This is a genomic window from Dactylosporangium sp. CA-139114 (assembly GCF_050955725.1).
Taxonomy (GTDB): domain Bacteria; phylum Actinomycetota; class Actinomycetes; order Mycobacteriales; family Micromonosporaceae; genus Dactylosporangium.
On sequence record NZ_CP192080.1, the window covers coordinates 7,370,865 to 7,389,543 of the forward strand.

The following is an 18,679-nucleotide window of genomic DNA, read 5'->3' on the forward strand; positions in this document are numbered from 1 at the left end:
GCCGTGCGTCTTCAGGGGCGCTCGGTGCGGACCGGGTCGCCGCGGATCAGCCCGTCGTGGACGTGCCAGCGGGCCGTGGTCAGGGCCCGGGCCGCGGCGCGGTCGCCGCGTTCGAGGCGTTCGCGCAGCTGCCGCATGGCCAGGCGGCGGTTCAGGCCGAACTGGCGCTCGGTGTCGGCCACGACCACGGTGCCGGTCGGGCGGTGGGTGGCCCGCACCGCGGTGCTGACCTTGTTGCGGTGCTGGCCGCCGGGGCCGCCGGTGCGGCAGGGCACCACGTCCACGTCGGACTCGTCGAACGCGGTGTGCGGGGCGTCGAGCGAGCAGCGCTGGGCGATCACGTACCAGTTCTTGCGCCCGTGATGCGGCCGGTACGGGCTGGAGGCCTGCCAGCACAGCGTGCCCGTCCACGCCGCCGCGCACGCCGGCGCGCCGGGGCCGTCCAGCTCCAGCACCACCGAGCGCAGCGTGCCCGGCCGCTCGCCGGGCACGCTCTCGGCGCGGCGCACGCGCACCGCCCGCCGGGCCGCGTCGGACTCCAGGCGCGCGGCCAGCTCGGCCACGGCCCACGAGCACTCCAGCGGGCCGCGGCCGGCGGACAGCATCAGGTACACCGTCATGACCGGGTCCAGGAGCGCCGCTTGTCCCGGCGGGCCGGCTCCGGCTCCGCGGTCTTGTAGGTGACCATCGGCACCGTCACCGCGACCGGCGTGGCCAGCTCGTGCGCGACGAGGTCGGCGATCACCTGCTCGATGCGCTTGTACGCGCTCGGCGCCTCCTCGAACAGCAGCTGCCGGTCGCCGCAGACCACGTAGGACCCGACCGGGGTGCGGCGCAGCTCCTCCACGGTGTGCTTGGCCCGGCCGCGGCGCAGGGCGTCGGCGCGGGACATCTTGCGCCCGGCGCCGTGCGCGACCGACCAGCCCGCGTCGGCCCCGGCGTGCGCGGCCACCACGTAGGACGGCGTGCCGCGGGTGCCGGCGACGAGCACGTCGCGGCCGTCGCCGGGCGCGGCGCCCTTGCGGTGCAGGTAGTCCCCGTCGCGGAGCTCGACGAGGTTGTGGCACTGCTCGACGATCGGCTCGGTGGGCTCGGCGCCGAGCGCGAGCGCGACCCGGGCCGCGAGCAGCCGCCGGTTGAGCGAGCCCCAGCGCACGGCGTCGTCGTGCGCGGCGAGGTACGCGGGCGGGTCGGCGGCGGGGCCGGCGCCGTGCGCCTCGGTGTGCGCGCGCAGGATCCGCTCGCCGAGGCCGCGCGACCCGCTGTGCACGATGAGCACGAGGTCGCCGGCGCCGAGGCCGAGCCGCTGCGCGTGCGCGGGGTCCGCGAGGGACTCGACGCGGGCGAGCTCGACGAAGTGGTTGCCGCGGCCGACGGTGCCGAGGCTCTCGGTGTACCCGGCCGGAACCGGCCGGCCGCCGGACGCGAACGCCCACGCGGGGTCGTCGGGGTCGGGCGCGAGCGGCACGTCGAGATCCGGGAAGCGGGCCGCGAGCCGCTGCGGCGACGGCTTCTTGAGCGCGATCGGGAACACGGCGATGCCGCAGCCGATGTCGGAGCCGACGAGGAACGGGTAGAGCACGCACGAGCGCATGGCGGCGCCGATCGGCGCGCCCTTGCCGGGGTGCAGGTCGGGCATCCCGGCCACGTGCGCCATGCCGTCGAGCGCGGCGACCTGGTGGCACTGCGCGACGGCGTCGGACTCGATCCAGCTGTTCTCGGAGGCGAACAGGGAAACGCTGGCAGACAACAGGAGAGTTCCTTCGGCAGGACGGCACGGACGGAGGAGGGGGGCTGGGGTGGTCCGTCAGGACGTCATGCCCCCGAGTCTCGCGCCCGGGCGGCGCCGCGGCAACCGAGTTACGCGCCCTCAGGGCATGGCGCGCTGGAGGGTGATCTGGCCGTACCACGTCCGCGCGTGGATCTCGGCCCGCTCGGCGAACCCCTCCGGGCCGCCGCGCACCGCCATGAGGTTGTGCACGCTGCCGAGCGTCGAGCGGGCGTCCACGAGCGCGGCCGTGCCGGCGGCGATGCCCACCTCGATCGACCCCCGCGCGGTGCTCAGCAGGATCTTCCCGCGGGACACCTCGCCGACGCGGATGGAGCCGTTGGCGGTCTTCGCGCTCACGCTGCCCGCCGCGCGCACGATCGTGATGCCCCCGTTCGCGGTGGCCACCTCGACGTCCGCGCCGCAGTCCTGCAGCCGCACGCTCGACGTCGCCCCCTGCACGTCGGCGACCCCGTCCACGCGGCCCGCCGCGACGTCGGAGCCGGACGTGGAGACCTTCAGCGCGCCGACGTGCTCGAGATGGATCGGTCCGGAGACGGTACCGAACCGGCAGTCGCCCAGCCGCCCCTGCGCGGTGATGTCGGCCCGGACGGTCTGCACCTCCAGGCTCGAGCCGGCCGGCACCTCGAGCAGCACGTCGATGCCGCCGCCGGGGCGCAGGATCGCCCGGTGCGGGGCCTTCACCGTGAGGGCGCCCGCGGCGTGCTCGACCGTCGTCTGCTCGGCCGCGCTCACCGCCGACGCGCTCGTCCCGGCCGGCAGCACGGCGACGGCCGCGTCGCGGCGCTCGGTCGCGACCACCCGCACCCGGCCGGTGTCGAGGACGACCTTCACCGCGACCGGCCCGGCCGTGTCGAACGTGGTCGGCATGTGCGGTCCTCCCGCGGTCCTCCCGTGGCGCCAAGATGGCGCCATCGTACATTGGTTCAGCTCCGGCCGTCGTGTGCCGATGGAGATGCGTGTCCCGGTTCGGTGTCGTCGCGAGCATCGGTGCGCGGCTGCTCGACGCCGCACTCGATGAGGAGCGCATGCTGCGGTACCTCACGACGGCGCTCGCCACCGAGCTGCCGGACCACACCGTGTCCGCGGCCCTGCGGCCGGGCGCGTCCGGGGGCTTCACCGCGCCGCTCGTGCTGCACGGCCGCGCGGTCGGCGCCGTCTGTGTCGACGGGGAGCTGCCGCCCGACGAGGCCGAGTTCGTGGCGGCGGTCGCGGCCGTGGCCTCGGCGGCCCTGGAGCACGGCCGGGCCCTGGGCGCCGCGCTGGCCCTGCTCGACGACGCCCGGCGCCAGACCCATCTCCTCGACGCCATCTCCGACGCCGTGATCTCCTGCACCGCCGACAACGTCATCGACTCGTGGAACGCGGGCGCCGAGCGGCTGTACGGCTACCCGGCCGGCGAGGCGATCGGCTGTGACCTCTTCGCCCTGCTGGCCACCACCTGCTCGACGGACGACGGCGTCGAGGTCGGCCCCCGCCAGGTCCTGCAGGACCTGGCGGCCTTCGGGCGGTGGAGCGGCGAGCTGCGCGAACGCCGCTTCGACGGGGCCCCGCTGACCGTCCTGTCGTCCGTTTCGACGCTCACCGGCCCCGACGGCCTGGGGACGGGTTTCGTGTACGTCAACCGCGACGTCACCGAGCAGCGCCTCCAGGAGCACGCGGCCTCCCACGACGCCCTGACCGGCCTGGCCAACCGCCGCCGCCTGGTCAACCGCATCCACGACGCCGCGGGCCGGGTCCACCGCGGCGGCGGCCCGATGGCGGTGCTGTTTCTCGACCTGAACGGCTTCAAGCCGGTGAACGACCGCTACGGCCACGCGGCGGGCGATGAGCTGCTGGTGGCGGTCGCGCACCGGCTGACGGCCACGGTCCGCGGCACCGACTTCGTGGCCCGGGTCGGCGGCGACGAGTTCGTGGTCCTGCTGGAGATGATCGGCGCCGCGGACCGCATCCCCGCGGTGCTGGAGCGCATCCTGGAGTCGGTGGCCGAGCCGGTCAAGCTGTCCTCGGGCGAGACGGTCGCGGTGGCGACGTCGATCGGCGTGGCGGTGGTCGATTCCGCGGAGGAGACCGCGATCGAGCCGGAGCGCCTCGTGCAGCTGGCCGACGAGGCCATGTACCGCGCGAAGCACCGCCCCGGCCACGTCGCCTTCAGCGACGAGTCCCGCGACGCCGAGTGGCTGACCCGCCAGCGCGAGCTCCGGCAGCGCGCGCGAACCTGACGGTTCACCTTCGCAGCGGGTGCGGTTCGGGGCGGCAGCGGGCATATCGGGTCGATGAGCGGACCGTTGCGTGGCGGCGCCGTCACGCTGGGTGCGGCCGGGGTGGGTTGCGCCGGGCAGGCACCATGGACGTCGTGAGCAGCGGTGGTTGACCCGTTACGGGGTGAGGACCCGCGCCGCCTCGGGCCGTACCGGTTGCTCGGGCGGCTCGGTGCCGGCGGCATGGGCCAGGTCTTCCTGGGCCGGGACGCGGCCGGGGCCGCCGCCGCCGTCAAGACGCTGCACCTCGGCGCCGGCTACGACGACGAGCTCGCCGAGCGGTTCCGGCGCGAGGTCGAGCTCGCGGCGAAGATCGAGTCCGAGCACACCGCGCGGCTGCTCGACGCCGACCCCGCCGGGGCGCCGCCGTGGCTCGCGACCGAGTACCTCCCCGGCATCACCCTCGCGGAGGTGGAGGAGCTCACCGGGGCGCTGCCCGAGGAGCTCGTCCGGCGGCTCGGCGCGGCGCTGGCCGGCGGGCTGGCCGCGATCCACAACGCGCGCGTCGTGCACCGCGACCTCAAGCCGAGCAACGTGCTCGTGCTGCGCGACCAGATCAAGATCATCGACTTCGGGATCGCGCGGCCCGACGATGCCGCCCGGCTCACGGCGTCGCAGTATTTCCACGGTACCGTCGGCTACATCGCACCCGAGCGGTTCGCGGGCAAGGCGGGCACCCCCGCCTCGGACGTGTTCGCGCTCGCCGCGGTGCTGGTGCGCGCCGCGACCGGGCGGCTGCCCTTCGAGGGCCGCACCATGGCCGAGTACCTCTACGCCGTGCACTACTGCGCCCCCAACCTCGTCGGGGTGCCCACGGGCATGACCTGGACGCTGCGCAAGTGCCTCGAGGCGGCGCCCGAGGACCGGCCCACGGCGCGGCAGGTCCGCGAGCGTCTCGCCGCCGGCCTCGCCGAGCACGCCGGGCCGTGGCTGCCCGCGCCGGTCCTGGCCGCGGTCGACGCCCGCCACGCCGCCGCGAACGCGCTGCTCAGGCCCGGCCGGAGCCGTCCGTGGCGAGCCGGTCACGCCATGGCGCGCAGCGAGGTCGTGACCGGCGGCGGCACCGTCGTGGTGAGCGCCGACGACGGCATCCACGCGCTCGAGGCCGCCGACGGCAGCGTGCGCTGGCGGCACCCCGAGCCCACGACCCCGGGATACCGTCCCGTGTTCGCCGGCGACACGCTGATCAGCCCGGCGCCGACGAGGACCGTCGCGCTCGACCTGCGCACCGGGGCGCAGCGGTGGCAGCTCCCGGTCGCGGCGCACGGCGAGCCGGTCTACGCGCACGGGCAGGTCCACGTGCTCGGCCCGGGCAAGCGCAACCTCTTCGCCGTCGACGCCGGGACCGGGGCCGAGGTGTGGCGCACCGCGGCCTCGGCGATGCGGCCCGTGCCGGTGCCGGGCGGCGTCGCCATCGTCCAGGGGCGCACGGTCCGGCAGCGGCGCGGCGACGGCAGCACGGGCTGGTCCCACGGCGAGCTGCCCGCCCCGGCCGCGTCCCTGGCCACCGCCGGGGACCTGGTGCTGGTGCGGGCCGGCGACGAGCTGCTCGGCCTCGGCGCCCACGACGGGGTGCCCCGCTTCCGCCGCACCGGCCTGCCGCCCCGCCTCGCGCCCGCCGCCACCGCCGAGATCGTGGTGCAGCCCGCGGGCGGCGAGCTGCTCGGCCTCGACCCGGCCGACGGGGCGCTGCGCTGGCGGCGGCCCGGCGACGGGGTGCCGCACGCGGTCCCGGGCGCGGTCTTCGTCGCGGAGCCGGCCGGGCTGACCGCGCTCGGCCCCGACGGCGAGATCCGCTGGAAGGTGCCCGGCGTCGCCGTGTGGCCGGGCGTGCACGCGACCCGGACACTGGTCTACGTGGTCGACGCCGGGGTCCTGCACGCCTACTCGCGCCACGACGGCACCCCGCGCTGGTCCGCGCCGGACATCGTGGTCACCCGCGCGCCGGTCGTCGGCGACGGGGTGCTGTACGTCGACAACGGATACACCTTGTTCGCCATCAACGCCGACGACGGGGAGCGACTGCCCACATGACGGTGCACATCGAGTTCGAATCGGACCGCCGCTTCACGGACCAGTTCGAGCTGCAGTGGGGCCGCCTGGCGGACACCGGCGAGCGGGTGCTGCGCCGGACCGCCCGCAACGCCGACGCCCAGCGGCTCGTCCACGCCGAGGTCCACGCCGGACGGCAGCTCGACGCGCTGCCCGCCACCACGTATCCGCCGCAGGTGTGCCGCGTGGTCGAGTCGGACCTGAGCGGGCCGCAGCCGTACGTCACCAGCACGTACCGCGGCGTGCCCGTGGCCGGGCAGCCCGGCGCGCCGCTGCCCGAGACGCTGCTGACGATCTTCGGCGACCTGCTGGTGGCGATCCAGACCCTGGCCAAGGCCGGGCTCACGCACGGCGCGATCACGCCCGAGTTCGTGCTGTGGGACGGCACCCACGCCCAGCTCGTCAACCTCGGCGAGACGGTCGCGGTCGGCGAGCCGGCCCGCTCCGCCCTCGACCCGCGGTGGCAGCCGCCGCCGGGACCGGACGGGCTGCGGCTGGCGACCGAGGCGCACGACGTGTACCAGGCCGGGATGGTCGTGTTCTGCATCGCCCTGCAGCGCGGGCCGGACACGGCCCCGGCCGTGCGGGAGGAGCTCGGGCGGGGCGGCGGCTCGGCCCTGTCGGCGCTGCTCGAGGGCGTCTTCGCCGACGACCCGCGGGACCGCCCCGACACCCACGAGCTGCTGCGGCGGGTCGAGGACGCCCGCTACGAGCCGGTCTGGCAGAGCTCGGACCCGTCCGACGCCACCACGGCGACGATCAAGATCCCGCAGCAGTACTCCCCCGCGCCGGCGGTCACCGTCCCCGCCGTGGCCCGGGCCGCCGTGCCGCTCAGCCCCGCTCGCGACGAGTTCCGGCGGCTGGTGGCGGCGAAGCGGCAGTACCGCGAGCGGCGCGACGCGCCCCAGCAGGTCGCATGGCGCTTCGCCCGCGGCCTCGCCGACGTGCTGTGGTACAGCCGCGACGAGTTGAGCAGCCGGATCATCATGGGGGTCATCGCGCTCGTCGTCGTGGGCGTGCCCCTGCTGCTGATCGTCCTCATCGCCACGAACCTGGGAGGGTCCAAGTGAACCTCGCGAGCCCGAGCCGCCTGCTCGGCCGCGTGCTCTGCCCGATCTGCCTGCAGTGGATCCACTGGAGCAAGGCGCAGCGGGTCGAGGTCGACGTGGAGACCCAGCAGCACCGGCCGTTCCGCCCCCGCGGCGCCGACGAGACCAAGGAGGCCTTCGCCGAGCGGCGGCTGGGCGCCCAGCGCTCCTGCACGCTCATGCGCGACGGCATGGCCACCACCCACTACCTGCCGGACCGCTACGGCGACTACGGCGACCCGATCGTCATCGGCCTCGTCGGGCACCGCGCGGCCGGCAAGACGCTGCTGCTGGCCGCGATGGTCGAGGCGCTGCGCAACAACCTGGAGCTCGCCGACCTCGGCCTGCGCGTCGAGCGGCTCGACGAGGCCATCGAGCACAACTACATGACCCGGTTCGTGGAGCCGTTCTGCCACCGGCGCGAGCAGCTGCCGCTGACCCAGATCAGCCCGATCGCGTTCAGCTATGTGGCGAAGGTCTACAGCGCCCACGCCCGCCGCGACTTCGCCGTCGCGTTCTTCGACGTGGCCGGCGAGCAGCTGCGCCGGCGCCGCTCCGGCGACCGGTTCCTCGACACGTCGTTCCTGTCCGCCGTCAACGCGCTCATTTTCGTGGTCGACCCGGAGAAGGCGCTGCCGGCCGCGCTCGGCGAGCCCGCGACCGTCTACGGCGACCCGGCCTTCAACGCGGTCATGGACCGGCTGGTCGAGGTGCGCGGCGAGTCCGGCACCCAGTTCCTGCCGATCCCGGCCGCGATGGTGGTGGCCAAGTCCGACCTGCTCGCCGCGCGCCGGCCCGAGGTGGCCCGCTGGCTCGGCCGCGACGACAACACGCGCCTGCACACGGTCGCCGAGGAGAGCGAGGAGGTGTACGAGTTCCTCGCCACCAACGGCGCCGAGCGCTTCCTGCCGCCGGTCAACCGGGTCAGCGACGTGAGCCTGCACTACGCCTCCGCGGCCGGGGTCGCCCCCGTCGACGGGCACTTCCCGGCCGACGGCTTCGGCCCCCGCCGGGTGCTGCGCCCGCTGCTGTCCCTGTTCGCCATGACCGGCGTCCTAGACCGTTCCATCCTCGGCGACTGAGGAGTCCGATGACACAGGCAACGGGACGCATCGAGCAGATCGTGTTCCGCTGGCGGGCCCGGTCCGCGGCCGCCGGCAACGACGGCGTCGGCCCCGACGCCACCTCGCTGCCCGAGTCCGCCGTCGCGTGGTGGGACGAGCGGCTGGCCCTGCGCATCACCCGCGCCCCCGGCCGCAACGAGCGCCCGTCGCTGGCCTACCTGCGCGTCGAGGGCCACGGCGTGATCCTGCACAAGGTGCCGGCCCGCGACGACAAGAACCGCCCCGGCGCCGCGATCGCGCACGCCCTCATCGGCCCGGCCGAGCTCGTCACCGTGCAGCTCGCCCTCGGCCTGGAGCACTGGCCGCGCTGGGCCGGGCGCAACGACCCGGGCGCCTACCCGCCCGGCCGCCTCGGCGCCGTGCCCTACGCGGCCCTGCGCGAGCACGCCGACGCCGCCAACGCCCAGCCGGTCACCGACCCCGGCCCGGTCTTCGACGAGCTGCTCGACCGGGTGCTGGCCAACCCGGCCGCCCCGCTCACCGTGGTCCTGCCCGACGCGCCCGCGACCGCCCTCGTGCGCGGCCTCGTCGACGTGCTCGGCGACGTGCGCGACCTGACCTTCGCCGCCAACGAGGACGACGACACCGACCCGGACCTGCCCCGGCTGGTCTTCCTCGACGCGGTCACCGGCGGCAGCGGCTACGCGGCCACCCGCGAGCGGCTGTACCCGGGCACCGGCAACAGTCCCGGGGGCGGTCACGTCGACGGCTTCGCCCAGCAGCTCGCCGACATGTGGCGGCGCGGCGGCGCGGCCGAGCTCGCCCCGCTGCGCGGCGGGCGCAGCATCGCCGGCGCCGCGGACGTGCGGCAGTGGCAGAGCGACGTGCTCGTCGGCGGCCGCATCCTGCAGACCACGCTGCTGGAGGCGGTCACCTCGGGCCGGGCCGCGCCCGAGCACCTGGAGTTGCTGCGCACCGAGGCCGGGCAGCGCCAGATCGAGGGCGAGGCGGCCAAGCTCAACGACGGGGACCTCGCGGGGGTGTACCAGGCCTGGCAGCCCGGCGGGGCCCTCGCCGCCCGCCACCCGGGCGCGAGTCAGGTCGTCACCCGGCTCGTCGTGCAGCGGGCGATGCGGGCCGGGGCCAGCAAGACCCTGCGCGAGACGCTGCGCCGCTCCGCGTTCGACCCGGGCCTCGTCGACGCCCACCTGCGCGCCTGGGCCGGCCACGGCCGCAACGCGAGCGCCAGCCCGGCCGCGATCGTCGAGCTGGCCCAGCTCGCCGCGTCCTTCGGGGTGCCGCCCGCGCTGCAGTCGCCCGGCGTCAAGGCGCTCATGGACCGCATCGCGCTCGCCGACCTCATCGAGCTGGCCAACCGGCACACCGGCTCCGACGTGCAGATGACCGAGCTGCTGCTCAGCGCCGCCGAGAGCCGCCGGTTCGACCCCGCGGCCGTCGACCAGGCCCACACCGCGCTGGAGCGCACCGACTTCCTCATCTACTGCATCCCGTTCCTGCCCGGCGACGCGCCGGTCGCGCAGGACCGGTGGTACCGGCTGCTGCTGGCCGTGTTCGGCCCGCAGCTCGGCGCCGAGCAGGGCCGCGAGCTGCACGACGTGCTGAAGTTCCTCGCGCGGGAGGACGCTCCGGAGGTACCGCCGGCGCTGGCCTATGCCCTTCGCAGGTTCCCGGCGAGCCTCGTCGGCAAGGCGCGGGTCGACCAGCTCGCCGCGCGGGACTTCTATCTCGCCGCCGGGCTGCAGGACATCTGGCCGGAGCGCGCCGAGCTGCTGCTCGCCGAGCGGCGCACGACGCTTCGCCAGCGCGCCGTGCCGTCCGGCACCGTGACCCGCTCGGCGGCCGTGCCCGCGGCCGAGCGCGCCCCGCGCGTCAATCCGCGGCTGCTGCTGATGGTGGGCGGCGCCGCGCTCGTCGTGGTGGCCCTCGTCGCGGTCGTCATCTTCGCCATGCAGGGGGGAGCCAAGTGAGCGAGTTCCGGCTCAGCATCGACTACGGCACCACGAACACGGTGGCCTACCTGCAGCCGCCGGGCGAGGCCCCGTTCGCGCTGCAGTTCGACGGCCGGCCGCTGCTGCCCTCCGCCGTGTGGGCCGACGAGCACCGCTCGCTCGTCACCGGCAACGCCGCCGTGCGCTCGGCCCGCCTCGACCCCGGCCGCTACGAGCCCAACCCGAAGCGGCGCATCGGCGAGCAGCGGGTGCTGCTCGGCGGCGACGAGTTCGACGTCGCCCAGCTGATCGGGGCGACGCTGGCCCAGGTGTACGCCGAGGCCGTCCGCCGCGCCGGCACCGACCTCCTCACGGTGATCCTCACCCATCCGGCGGCGTGGTCCGCCGACCGCCAGGGCGTGCTGCGCGCCGCGGCCGGGCACGCCGGGCTGCACCAGCCGACGCTGGTCAGCGAGCCCGAGGCGGCCGCGGCCCAGCTCATCGCGTCGGGCGCGACGGTCGCCGACGGGGACCCCCTGGTCGTCTACGACCTCGGCGCCGGCACCTGCGACGTGACCGCCGTGCTGCGCACCGGCCGCGAGTTCCAGCAGCTGGCCAAGGCCGGCCTGGACGACGTGGGCGGCCTCGACCTGGACGAGGTCGTCCAGCGCCGCGTGGGCCGCGCGGTCGGCGACCGCCACCCCGACGAGTGGGCCCGGCTCATGGAGCCCGAGGGCCCTGAGGGCACGGACCGGTGGTCGGCCCGGCTGCTGTGGGACGACTGCCGCGGCGCGAAGGAGCGGCTCAGCACCGAGCGCGTCGCGCGCGTGCAGGTGCCGCTCATCGACGAGGACGTGTCGGTGACGCGCGGCGACTTCGAGCGCGACGCCCGGGCGCTGCTGCAGCGCACGGTCGCGATGACCGAGCAGGTGCTGCGCCGCGCGAAGATCGGCCGGGACGACCGGGCCGAGCTGTTCCTCGTCGGCGGGGCGACCCGCACCCCGCTCGTCGGGACGCTGCTGGGCCAGGCGACGGGCCGCTCGCCGCGCCGGGTGGAGCATCCTGAGCTGGTCGTGGCCGAGGGGGCGCTGCGGTACCTCGCGATGCGGGCGAACGAGCCGCCGCCCCGCAACCGCACGACGCCGCTGCCCGCGGCCCCCGTCGGCGTGCCGGTCTCCGCGCCGCCCCCGCTCGCCCCGTGGCGGGGCGGCACCCTGGCCGACGCCGCCACCCTGGCCGGCACCGCCACCCTGGGCGGCCCGCCCAGCTCGCCGGCGCAGGACGGTGGCACGCTGCGGGAGCCGGTCGTGGCCGGGCCGCCGCCGGTCACGCCGCCGACCCGTCGCGAGTCGGTCACCGTGAAGATGCCGCCGCAGCCCGCGGCGGCCCCACCGCCCTACGGCACGCCGCCGCAGCAGCCGGCACCGTACGGCACGCCGCAGCAGGACAAGCGCAAGCTGATCCCGAACCCGTACCGCCATCACGGCCGGGCGACGGTCCGCTTCGCCGCGGTGTTCGTGGCCGGCATCGTCCTGGGCCTCTTCGACGGCGTCCTGTTCACGCTGCTGAGCTGGCTGCTGATCCTGGGCGGCGGCGTGGGCCTGGTGTGGAAGCTGTTCCAGTGGGCGGTGAGCGCGCGGCACACCCGCCCGATCCGCATCGACGCGACGGGCATCACGGTGACGAAGGGCGGCCACGACACCACGTTCCCGTGGTCACTGATGGCGACGGTCTACATCCGGCCGTACCGCGGCAGTCGCTGGCTGGTCTGCACGCCCGCGAGCAATACCGCGCTCGGCAGCGACCACGGCACCGCGCGCTTCTGGTCCCGGCCCTACAGCGTGTTCTTCCTGACGAGCACCAGCGGCTTCGGGGACGAGCTGGTGAAGGAGGCCTTGGAGCAGTACGCGGGCGACCGCTACGCGCACTGACCGGCTCGCCTTCGCCGTCGTGGCTCGGCTGCGTCAACCGGCGAGTCGGCGCGGTCCGGGATCTCCTGGCTCAGCTCACCGAGCACCCCGTTGGCCCAGCCGGGCAGGCGGTCAACCGCGCGAACACTCAACCGGCGAGGGCGTCCAGGCGCTCCTCGGCGCGGTCCGGGATCCCTTGGCTCAGCTCACCGCGCACCCCGTTGGCCCAGCCGGGCAGGCGGTCAACCGCGCGAACACTCAACCGGCGAGGGCGTCCAGGCGCTCCTCGGCGCGGTCCGGGATCTCCTGGCTCAGCTCACCGAGCACGCCGTTGGTCCAGCGCAGGGCCGACAGGTACGCGGCGACGATCGCGCCCGGTTCGCCGTGGTCGTTGTCCGGGTCCGGGTCGGTGTAGGCGCGCGCCGCGCACAGGATCGCCCCCAGCGGGCCCTCCCCCGCCCGCAGCGCCCCGCCCAGCTCCGGCCCCAGCGGCAGACCGTCCACGATCTCCTCCACGGGGACGGCGAAGTGGTCGGCGACGGCGGAGAGCAGCCCGCCCAGGTACGCCGCGTCCCCCTGCCCCTCGGCCCCCGGGAACTCGGAGGAGTCCACGAGCAGCTGGCACAGCCGCGCCCGGACCAGGATGCGCGCGAGCTGTTCGTGGTCGGCGGTGGTGAGGTCGGAGACGAGCATGAGCGTGACCCACTGGCGCAGCCGGTTGAGCCCCATCGCGACGATCGCCTCGCGCACCGACGTGACCGTCCGGTTGAGTCCGAACGTGGCCGCGTTCGTCGCGCGCAACACGCGCATGCTCAAACCGGCATCCTGGCCGACGAGCGCCACGACCTCGTCGAGGTCCACGTCGTCCGCAGCGAGCGCGGCGAGCAGCCGCAGCCGCGCGAGCCTGCCCGGAGCCAGCGCGGCGGTCGTGCCGACATGCGGCCGGCCGAGAATGTGCCCCTGAAACAGGTCGAACCCGAGCTCGAAGGCGAGCCGCAGGGACTCCGCGCTCTCGAGGCGCACCGCGACGAGCTGCAGGTGGGGGTACCGCCGGCAAAGCTCCACACACGCACGCACCCCGGCCTCGTCGGCCGCGAGCATGTCGACCTTCACGTAGCTGACGAGCGGCAGCAACACCTCGCGCGGCCCGCCGCACACGAAGTGATCGATCGCGAGCGTAAAGCCACGTTCGGACAGTACCGTCAGCCCGGCCACGAGCTGCTCGTCGACCTCGACGCTGGCGAGCACCTCGAGCACGGCCTGGCTGTAGTCGAACGGCAGCGGCAACATCCCGGTCAGGAACGACTTGGTGACGTTGAGGAAGCAAACCTTGCCGCCGGTAAGCTCTTCGAGACCGAACTCGGTGAACGCCGCGACAAGAACGCGCGCAGTCGCGTGATCGTCCATGCGCGCAGCGCTCAAAGCATCGGTGCCGGCCCGGAACAGCAGCTCATACGCGACAACGGCCCCGTCCCGGTCGTAGATCGGCTGCCGCCCGACATGCGCGGTCGTACCGCCACCACCATCCAGTTGCTCCACCCGTCGATTGTCGGCCCCGGTCGCCACCAAGGCGGCTAAAACCGGCAAACCGGTCGCTACGGTCGGTGCTCCAACGACCGCCCAGGCGACCGACGGTTCCGCCGGGCTACCTTCAGCCCCGCCCGGGTGGACAGCCCATGGGCCAGCCCCGCCCGGGTGGACAGCCCATGGGCCAGCCCCGCCCGGGACAGCCCACGGGCCCCCTGATGGGACAGCCCACGGGCACGGCGATGGCCGCCCGGTCGGTGGCCCTGGACAAATCGACCCGGACGGTCCACCGGCCAGGTTCGGTCCCGCCCGGCAATCGAGGCGGTAGACATGCACGCGGGCCGCCGTGCCGGGTCAGGGGGTTGACCGGACTCCGCTACATCCGCGTTCCATCCCGTTCCACCAGCCGCACGGCAGTCACCCAACTTCCCAGCCGCACTCGGCCGGCGCCGCCACACAGGACCCGCTCTGCTCTGCTCCGAGCGAGCCCGCCCTCACCGTCGGGCTCACCAACTACCCGACCGTCAGGAACGCCGCGTCCGGGTCGGCAGACAGTCCGGGTCGACCGCCCCGGCCACCACCAGCCCAATGCCGACCAACACCGCGAACAACCCGGTCCACGCAAACACCGCCACATCGGTACCGGTCACCGCCAGGAACGACGCGCCCGGCACGGCCGGCAGAATGACGCTGCCCGGCGACGCCCCAGCGGCATTTCGCGCAGATACGAGCACCGCATACTGCACACCGTTGTCCAGCCCCGCGACCGAACCCGTCAGCCGATCCCCGTCGACCTCGGTCGCCAGCGGCCGCCACGTCTGGGAGCCGTCGAGACTGACCTGATAGCCGGCGACCGGATCGGCGCCCGCGTCCAGCGGTGCGCGGAACGACAATTCGAGTGAGCGATCGCGCGGTGTGATGCGCAGATCCTGCGGCGCGCTCGGCGTGGCCGGGCCGATCCGGGCCACGCCGCCGACACCCCCGACGAAGACCGCCCCGGTCGAGCTCGCGACTGCGGACCGCCCGCGCACACGCTCGCCGCGGACATCGCCCGCACCTTCGCCGCGCACGTCACGCACGCCCTCTACACCCTCGCCGCGCACGTCACGCACACCGTCAACATCCTCGCCGCGCACGTCACGCATGCCGCCCGCACCCTGGCCGCGCACGTCACGCACACCGCCCGCACCGTCGCCGTGCACGTCACGCACACCGCCCGCACCCTGGCCGCGCACGTCACGCACACCGCCCGCACCCTCGCCGCGCACGTCACGCACGCCGTCAACATCCTCGCCGCGCACGTCACGCACACCACCCGCGCCCTCGCCGCGCAGATCACGCGCGCGCCCAACACCCTCGCCGCGCACACCGCCCGCACCCTCGCCGCGCACGTCACGCACGCCCCCAACATCCTCGCCGCGCAGGCTGAGCGTGCCGTCCGGCGCGACGATCGCGACCCCGTCGTCCGTGGCGAGCACCAAATTGTCACGATCGTCCACGCTCAAGTGCTCGAACGCGTCCAGTCGCGACTCACGCGCCGGGCCGGGCGTCGGGTGGCCGCAGCCCGTGCCCGCGTACGCAACCCGCACACCGTCCGCTGCGATGCGCTCGACGCCGCAGTCGGGAACCGAGACGTACAGGTTGCCGAGCGAGTCGACAGCGACGGTGCGCGAGTCTGTCGGCTCGGCGGCGATGGACAGCGTGCCGGAGGGCGAAACGCGCAGCACCGCGTGCTCGTCGGCGATGAACAGGTTGCCCGCGCGGTCCACGGCGAGGCCGGCCGGGGCACTCAGCGGGGAGGAGAGCGCCGGGCCGGGTACCGGGGCGCCGGCCACACCGCTGCCGGCCACGGTGCGCGTTCGTCCATCCGGCGTGATCATCGTGACACGGTGACGGGCGTCGCTGACGTACACCGCGCCATCGGCCCTGACCGCGACGCCCTCGGGCGCGTCGAGGCCCGCCTCCGGGCCGCCGGCCACGACCGTCACGGCGCCGTCGGGCGCGATGCGCACGACTCGATCACCGCTCGGATCCGCCGCGACCAGGCCACCTCGGGCGTCTGCGGCCAGTTGCGCGAGGCCGGCGGTACCGGCGAATCGGGTGATCGTATCTGGGCGTCCGGCGGCGAAAACCGGCGTGGCGAGCGGCGTGGCGAGGGCGGGCAGGACGAGCGCGGCGGCGAGGCGCAGAGACCACACACCGCATAAAACGCATAAATAGGGCAAAAGTGACTGGCCACGGGGGTCGACGCACGAAACGTGGCAGTTGTACCGTGCGGCTGGTGCACTGGTTCGCCGACTTGATCGATCGCTTCTACGACGCCCACTGGCAGGTCACCACCGGACAGTCGATCAGCTACCGCGAGATCGTGGGCAACGCATTCGGGCTCGCGTCGGCGCTCTTCGGGCTGCGCCGCAGCGTGTGGGCCTGGCCCGTGGGAATCGTGGGCAACGTGCTGCTGTTCACCGTCTTCGTCGGGCAGGCGGCCGGCGCGGAGGGGGCGACCACGCCGCTGTACGGCCAGGCGTCGCGCCAGGTGTTCTTCGTGCTCACCAGCGTGTACGGCTGGTGGCGCTGGAAACACAATCGCTCATCCGGCGGTGGCCCCGCCGTGCATCCGCGATGGGCCTCGGGCGGCGAACGGCTCGCGCTCCTGGCCGGGTCGGCGGTCGCCGTGGTCGCATGCTTCTACGTGTTCCGGGCCGTCGGCGCGGGCTTCCCCGTGCCCTGGTGGTACTACCTCGCCGACTCCTGGATCTTCGTCGGCTCGATCGCCGCGACCTACGCGATGGCGCGCGGATTCGTGGACTTCTGGCTGTGCTGGATCGCGGTCGACCTGGTGGGCGTCCCGGAGCTGCTGCACTTCCGGTACTACCCGTCGGCCGTGCTCTACGCCGTCTACGCGGGATTCGTGCTGTGGGGCTTTGCCGTCTGGCTGCGCATCTCGCGCCGCGAGCGGCCCCAGCGCCGGTCGGCGGCACCGACGCTGGAGCCCGCCTGAGCGTCCGGGCCGCCGGTTCGGGTCGGCCGCCATTCGCTCATCGCGCGTGCAAGGACTTGTCCGATCAGCCGGGCCGCGCGGCATTGCTCACTCCGCCCAGCACGGCCGTCCATTCGCGCACAAAAGGCCGTGCACGCCCACGGCCCGGCCCAGGACCGCCCGCCCAGACGCGCATGCGCTCACCGAAGCGTGCAAGGACTCGTTCGATCAGCCGGGCCGGGCCGCATTGCTCACTCCGCCCGGCACGGCTGTCCATTCGCTCACCCCGGTCGAGCGCGGCTCGCCCGACGGCGTGCGTGGTTCGTTCGGGGTCGTGCGCGGCTCGTTCGGGGTCGTGCGTGGTTCACCCCGGGGTCGCGCAGGGGCCCGCCCGAGGTCGTGAACGGCTCGCCCGGGTTCGCATGCGGTCCATCCGAGGTCGCGCACGGTCCACCCGAGGTCGTGCGTGGTTCGCCCCGGGCGAGCGCGGCTCGCCCGGGGTCGTGCGTGGTCGCCCGGTTCAGCTCGTCGGGAAGTTGTCCGCGGTGCGGATGCGGTTGCGCAGGTACGTGCCCGACTCGCTCAGCGAGTTCGCGTTCGCGTACGAACCCGCCGCGCACGTGCCGGACTTGAACGCCGCGCTGCTCTCGTTCGCGTCCGAGTACGTCCAGTTCGCGTAGCTGATCTTGTTCTGGTCGAGCAGGTCCAGCCAGGTGCCGGTGCTCGCGAGGTCCACCGTGCCGCCGCCGGTGTAGGTGACGCTGCCGAACTCGGTCACGAACAGCGGCAGCGAGCGGGCCGCCCGCGCCACGACGGCGCGGTAGTCATCCTTGTGCGAGGCCGCATAGAAGTGGAACGTGTACATGATGTTCGTCGCGTTCACCGGGTTGTTCACGATCTCGGACTCGTTCGAGCCGTCGGAGACGCCCAGCGACGACCAGCCGCGGGTGCCCACGATCACGACCGCGTCCGGGTCGGCCGCGCGGATGACCGGGATGACCGTCTCGGCGTAGCTCTTGATGCCCTGCCAGCTCACGCCGTTGGGCTCGTTGGCGATCTCGTAGATGACGTTCTTCTTGTTCGCGTTGCGCTGGGCGACGGAGGCGAAGAAGGTCTTGGCCCGGTCCAGGTTGTAGTTCGGGTCACCGGGGGTCAGCGTGTGGAAGTCGATGATCGCGTACATGCCGCGCGCCTCGGCCATGTCCACGTAGTTGTTCACCTGCGCGGTGAAGCCCGACGGGTTCGTCTCGTAGCCCTGCTCCTGCACGTACATGGCGATGCGCAGCAGGTCGGCCTTCCAGTCGTTGGCGAGCACGTCCAGCGAGGCGTTGTTGAGGCACGACGCGAACCACTGGATGCCGTGCGTGCTCATGCCGCGCAGCTGGATGGCCTTGTTGTACTGGTTGCACAGATTCACGCCGCACACGTGCAACTGCCCGTTGATGGCCAGCGGCGTGGTCCCCTGCGGCGGAGGCGGGGTGCTCGGGCTCGGGCTGACGCTGCGGCTCGGGCTGGGGCTCACGCTCCTGGACGGGCTCGGCGAGGCGGTCGTCGGCGGCGGCGTGCCGACCGAGCCGGTGCAGGCGACACCGTTGAGCGTGAACGTGGCCGGATTCGGGTTGGCGCCCGTCCACGTCCCGTTGAACCCGATGCTCGTCGAGCCGCCGGTGCCGAGGTTGCCGTTGTAGTCCAGGCTCTTGGCGGTGACGGCGGTACCACTCTGCGTGTACGTCGCCGACCAGCCCTGGCCGACCTTCTGCCCGGCGTCGCCGAACGTCCAGCCGAGGGTCCACGCGCTGATCGGGTCGCCGAGGTTGGTGATCGCGATGTTCGCGGTGAAGCCACCGGGCCACTGGTTGGTGGTGTAGGCGACGCGGCAGCCCGACGCGGCGGACGCGTTGACCATCGGCGCCAGGATCAGGCCGCCGGCCACGAGGGCCCCGACGGCGCCGGCCACCCCGAGGGTGCGACCGCGCGGCAGACGTTTGAGCAGGCTCATGTCGATGTTCCTCCGGGTACGGGTCGAGCCGGGCGGCTCGCTCGCCCGGGACCGGGATCG

The 18,679-nt window shown here is 74.2% G+C and carries 13 protein-coding genes; 7 read left to right on the plus strand and 6 right to left on the minus strand.

The genetic code is table 11. The annotated features are described in order from the left end of the window. Positions 1-11: 11 nt before the first annotated feature. The 3 genes from prfH to ACQP2P_RS32800 all read right to left on the minus strand — a co-directional run bounded on the left by prfH (position 12) and on the right by ACQP2P_RS32800 (position 2,659). The gene (gene prfH, locus ACQP2P_RS32790; protein WP_433607437.1) at positions 12-620 is read right to left on the minus strand and encodes a peptide chain release factor H; all 609 of its coding nucleotides are present in this window, start codon (positions 618-620) and stop codon (positions 12-14) included. Further along, the gene (locus ACQP2P_RS32795; RefSeq protein ID WP_433607439.1) at positions 617-1,750 is read right to left on the minus strand and encodes an RNA ligase RtcB family protein; all 1,134 of its coding nucleotides are present in this window, start codon (positions 1,748-1,750) and stop codon (positions 617-619) included. The genes prfH and ACQP2P_RS32795 overlap by 4 nt, the downstream gene beginning before the upstream one ends. A 120-nt stretch (positions 1,751-1,870) precedes the next feature. Further along, positions 1,871-2,659 (minus strand): DUF4097 family beta strand repeat-containing protein, encoded by a 789-nt coding sequence (locus ACQP2P_RS32800; RefSeq protein ID WP_433607441.1) that lies wholly within the window; start codon positions 2,657-2,659, stop codon positions 1,871-1,873. Between the two features lie 89 nt (positions 2,660-2,748). Here ACQP2P_RS32800 and ACQP2P_RS32805 point away from each other — a divergent pair, with 89 nt between their 5' ends. The 6 genes from ACQP2P_RS32805 to ACQP2P_RS32830 all read left to right on the plus strand — a co-directional run bounded on the left by ACQP2P_RS32805 (position 2,749) and on the right by ACQP2P_RS32830 (position 12,134). After that, positions 2,749-4,011 carry a diguanylate cyclase domain-containing protein gene (locus ACQP2P_RS32805; RefSeq protein WP_433607443.1) on the plus strand — a complete coding sequence of 421 codons (1,263 nt, stop codon included), beginning with the start codon at positions 2,749-2,751 and terminating at the stop codon, positions 4,009-4,011. Positions 4,012-4,155: 144 nt separating this feature from the next. After that, positions 4,156-6,084 (plus strand): protein kinase domain-containing protein, encoded by a 1,929-nt coding sequence (locus tag ACQP2P_RS32810; protein WP_433607445.1) that lies wholly within the window; start codon positions 4,156-4,158, stop codon positions 6,082-6,084. Beyond that, complete coding sequence (locus tag ACQP2P_RS32815) at positions 6,081-7,172, plus strand: hypothetical protein (RefSeq protein WP_433607447.1); 1,092 nt, start codon at positions 6,081-6,083, stop codon at positions 7,170-7,172. The genes ACQP2P_RS32810 and ACQP2P_RS32815 overlap by 4 nt, the downstream gene beginning before the upstream one ends. Further along, a complete protein-coding gene (locus tag ACQP2P_RS32820; RefSeq protein ID WP_433607449.1) occupies positions 7,169-8,272 on the plus strand; it encodes a hypothetical protein in 1,104 nt (367 codons plus the stop codon). The genes ACQP2P_RS32815 and ACQP2P_RS32820 overlap by 4 nt, the downstream gene beginning before the upstream one ends. Positions 8,273-8,280: 8 nt before the next feature. Next, positions 8,281-10,242 (plus strand): hypothetical protein, encoded by a 1,962-nt coding sequence (locus tag ACQP2P_RS32825; RefSeq protein WP_433607451.1) that lies wholly within the window; start codon positions 8,281-8,283, stop codon positions 10,240-10,242. After that, positions 10,239-12,134: an Hsp70 family protein gene (locus ACQP2P_RS32830; RefSeq protein WP_433607453.1), complete on the plus strand. Its 1,896-nt coding sequence runs from the start codon at positions 10,239-10,241 to the stop codon at positions 12,132-12,134. The genes ACQP2P_RS32825 and ACQP2P_RS32830 overlap by 4 nt, the downstream gene beginning before the upstream one ends. A gap of 237 nt (positions 12,135-12,371) precedes the next feature. Here ACQP2P_RS32830 and ACQP2P_RS32835 read toward each other — a convergent pair whose 3' ends face one another. Together ACQP2P_RS32835 and ACQP2P_RS32840 are read right to left on the minus strand one after the other, a co-directional pair. Then, positions 12,372-13,652, minus strand: coding sequence for an EAL and HDOD domain-containing protein (locus tag ACQP2P_RS32835; RefSeq protein WP_433607455.1), 1,281 nt, complete (start codon positions 13,650-13,652; stop codon positions 12,372-12,374). Between the two features lie 512 nt (positions 13,653-14,164). Continuing rightward, the gene (locus ACQP2P_RS32840; RefSeq protein ID WP_433607457.1) at positions 14,165-15,838 is read right to left on the minus strand and encodes a fibronectin type III domain-containing protein; all 1,674 of its coding nucleotides are present in this window, start codon (positions 15,836-15,838) and stop codon (positions 14,165-14,167) included. Between the two features lie 83 nt (positions 15,839-15,921). Between ACQP2P_RS32840 and ACQP2P_RS32845 the strand changes: the two genes are divergently transcribed. After that, a complete protein-coding gene (locus tag ACQP2P_RS32845; RefSeq protein ID WP_433607459.1) occupies positions 15,922-16,641 on the plus strand; it encodes a nicotinamide mononucleotide transporter family protein in 720 nt (239 codons plus the stop codon). 499 nt (positions 16,642-17,140) lie between these two features. Here the strand turns inward: ACQP2P_RS32845 and ACQP2P_RS32850 are convergent, their stop codons facing one another. Then, positions 17,141-18,619, minus strand: a complete 1,479-nt coding sequence (locus tag ACQP2P_RS32850) for a cellulase family glycosylhydrolase (RefSeq protein WP_433607461.1) — start codon at positions 18,617-18,619, stop codon at positions 17,141-17,143. Between the last annotated feature and the right edge of the window lie 60 nt (positions 18,620-18,679).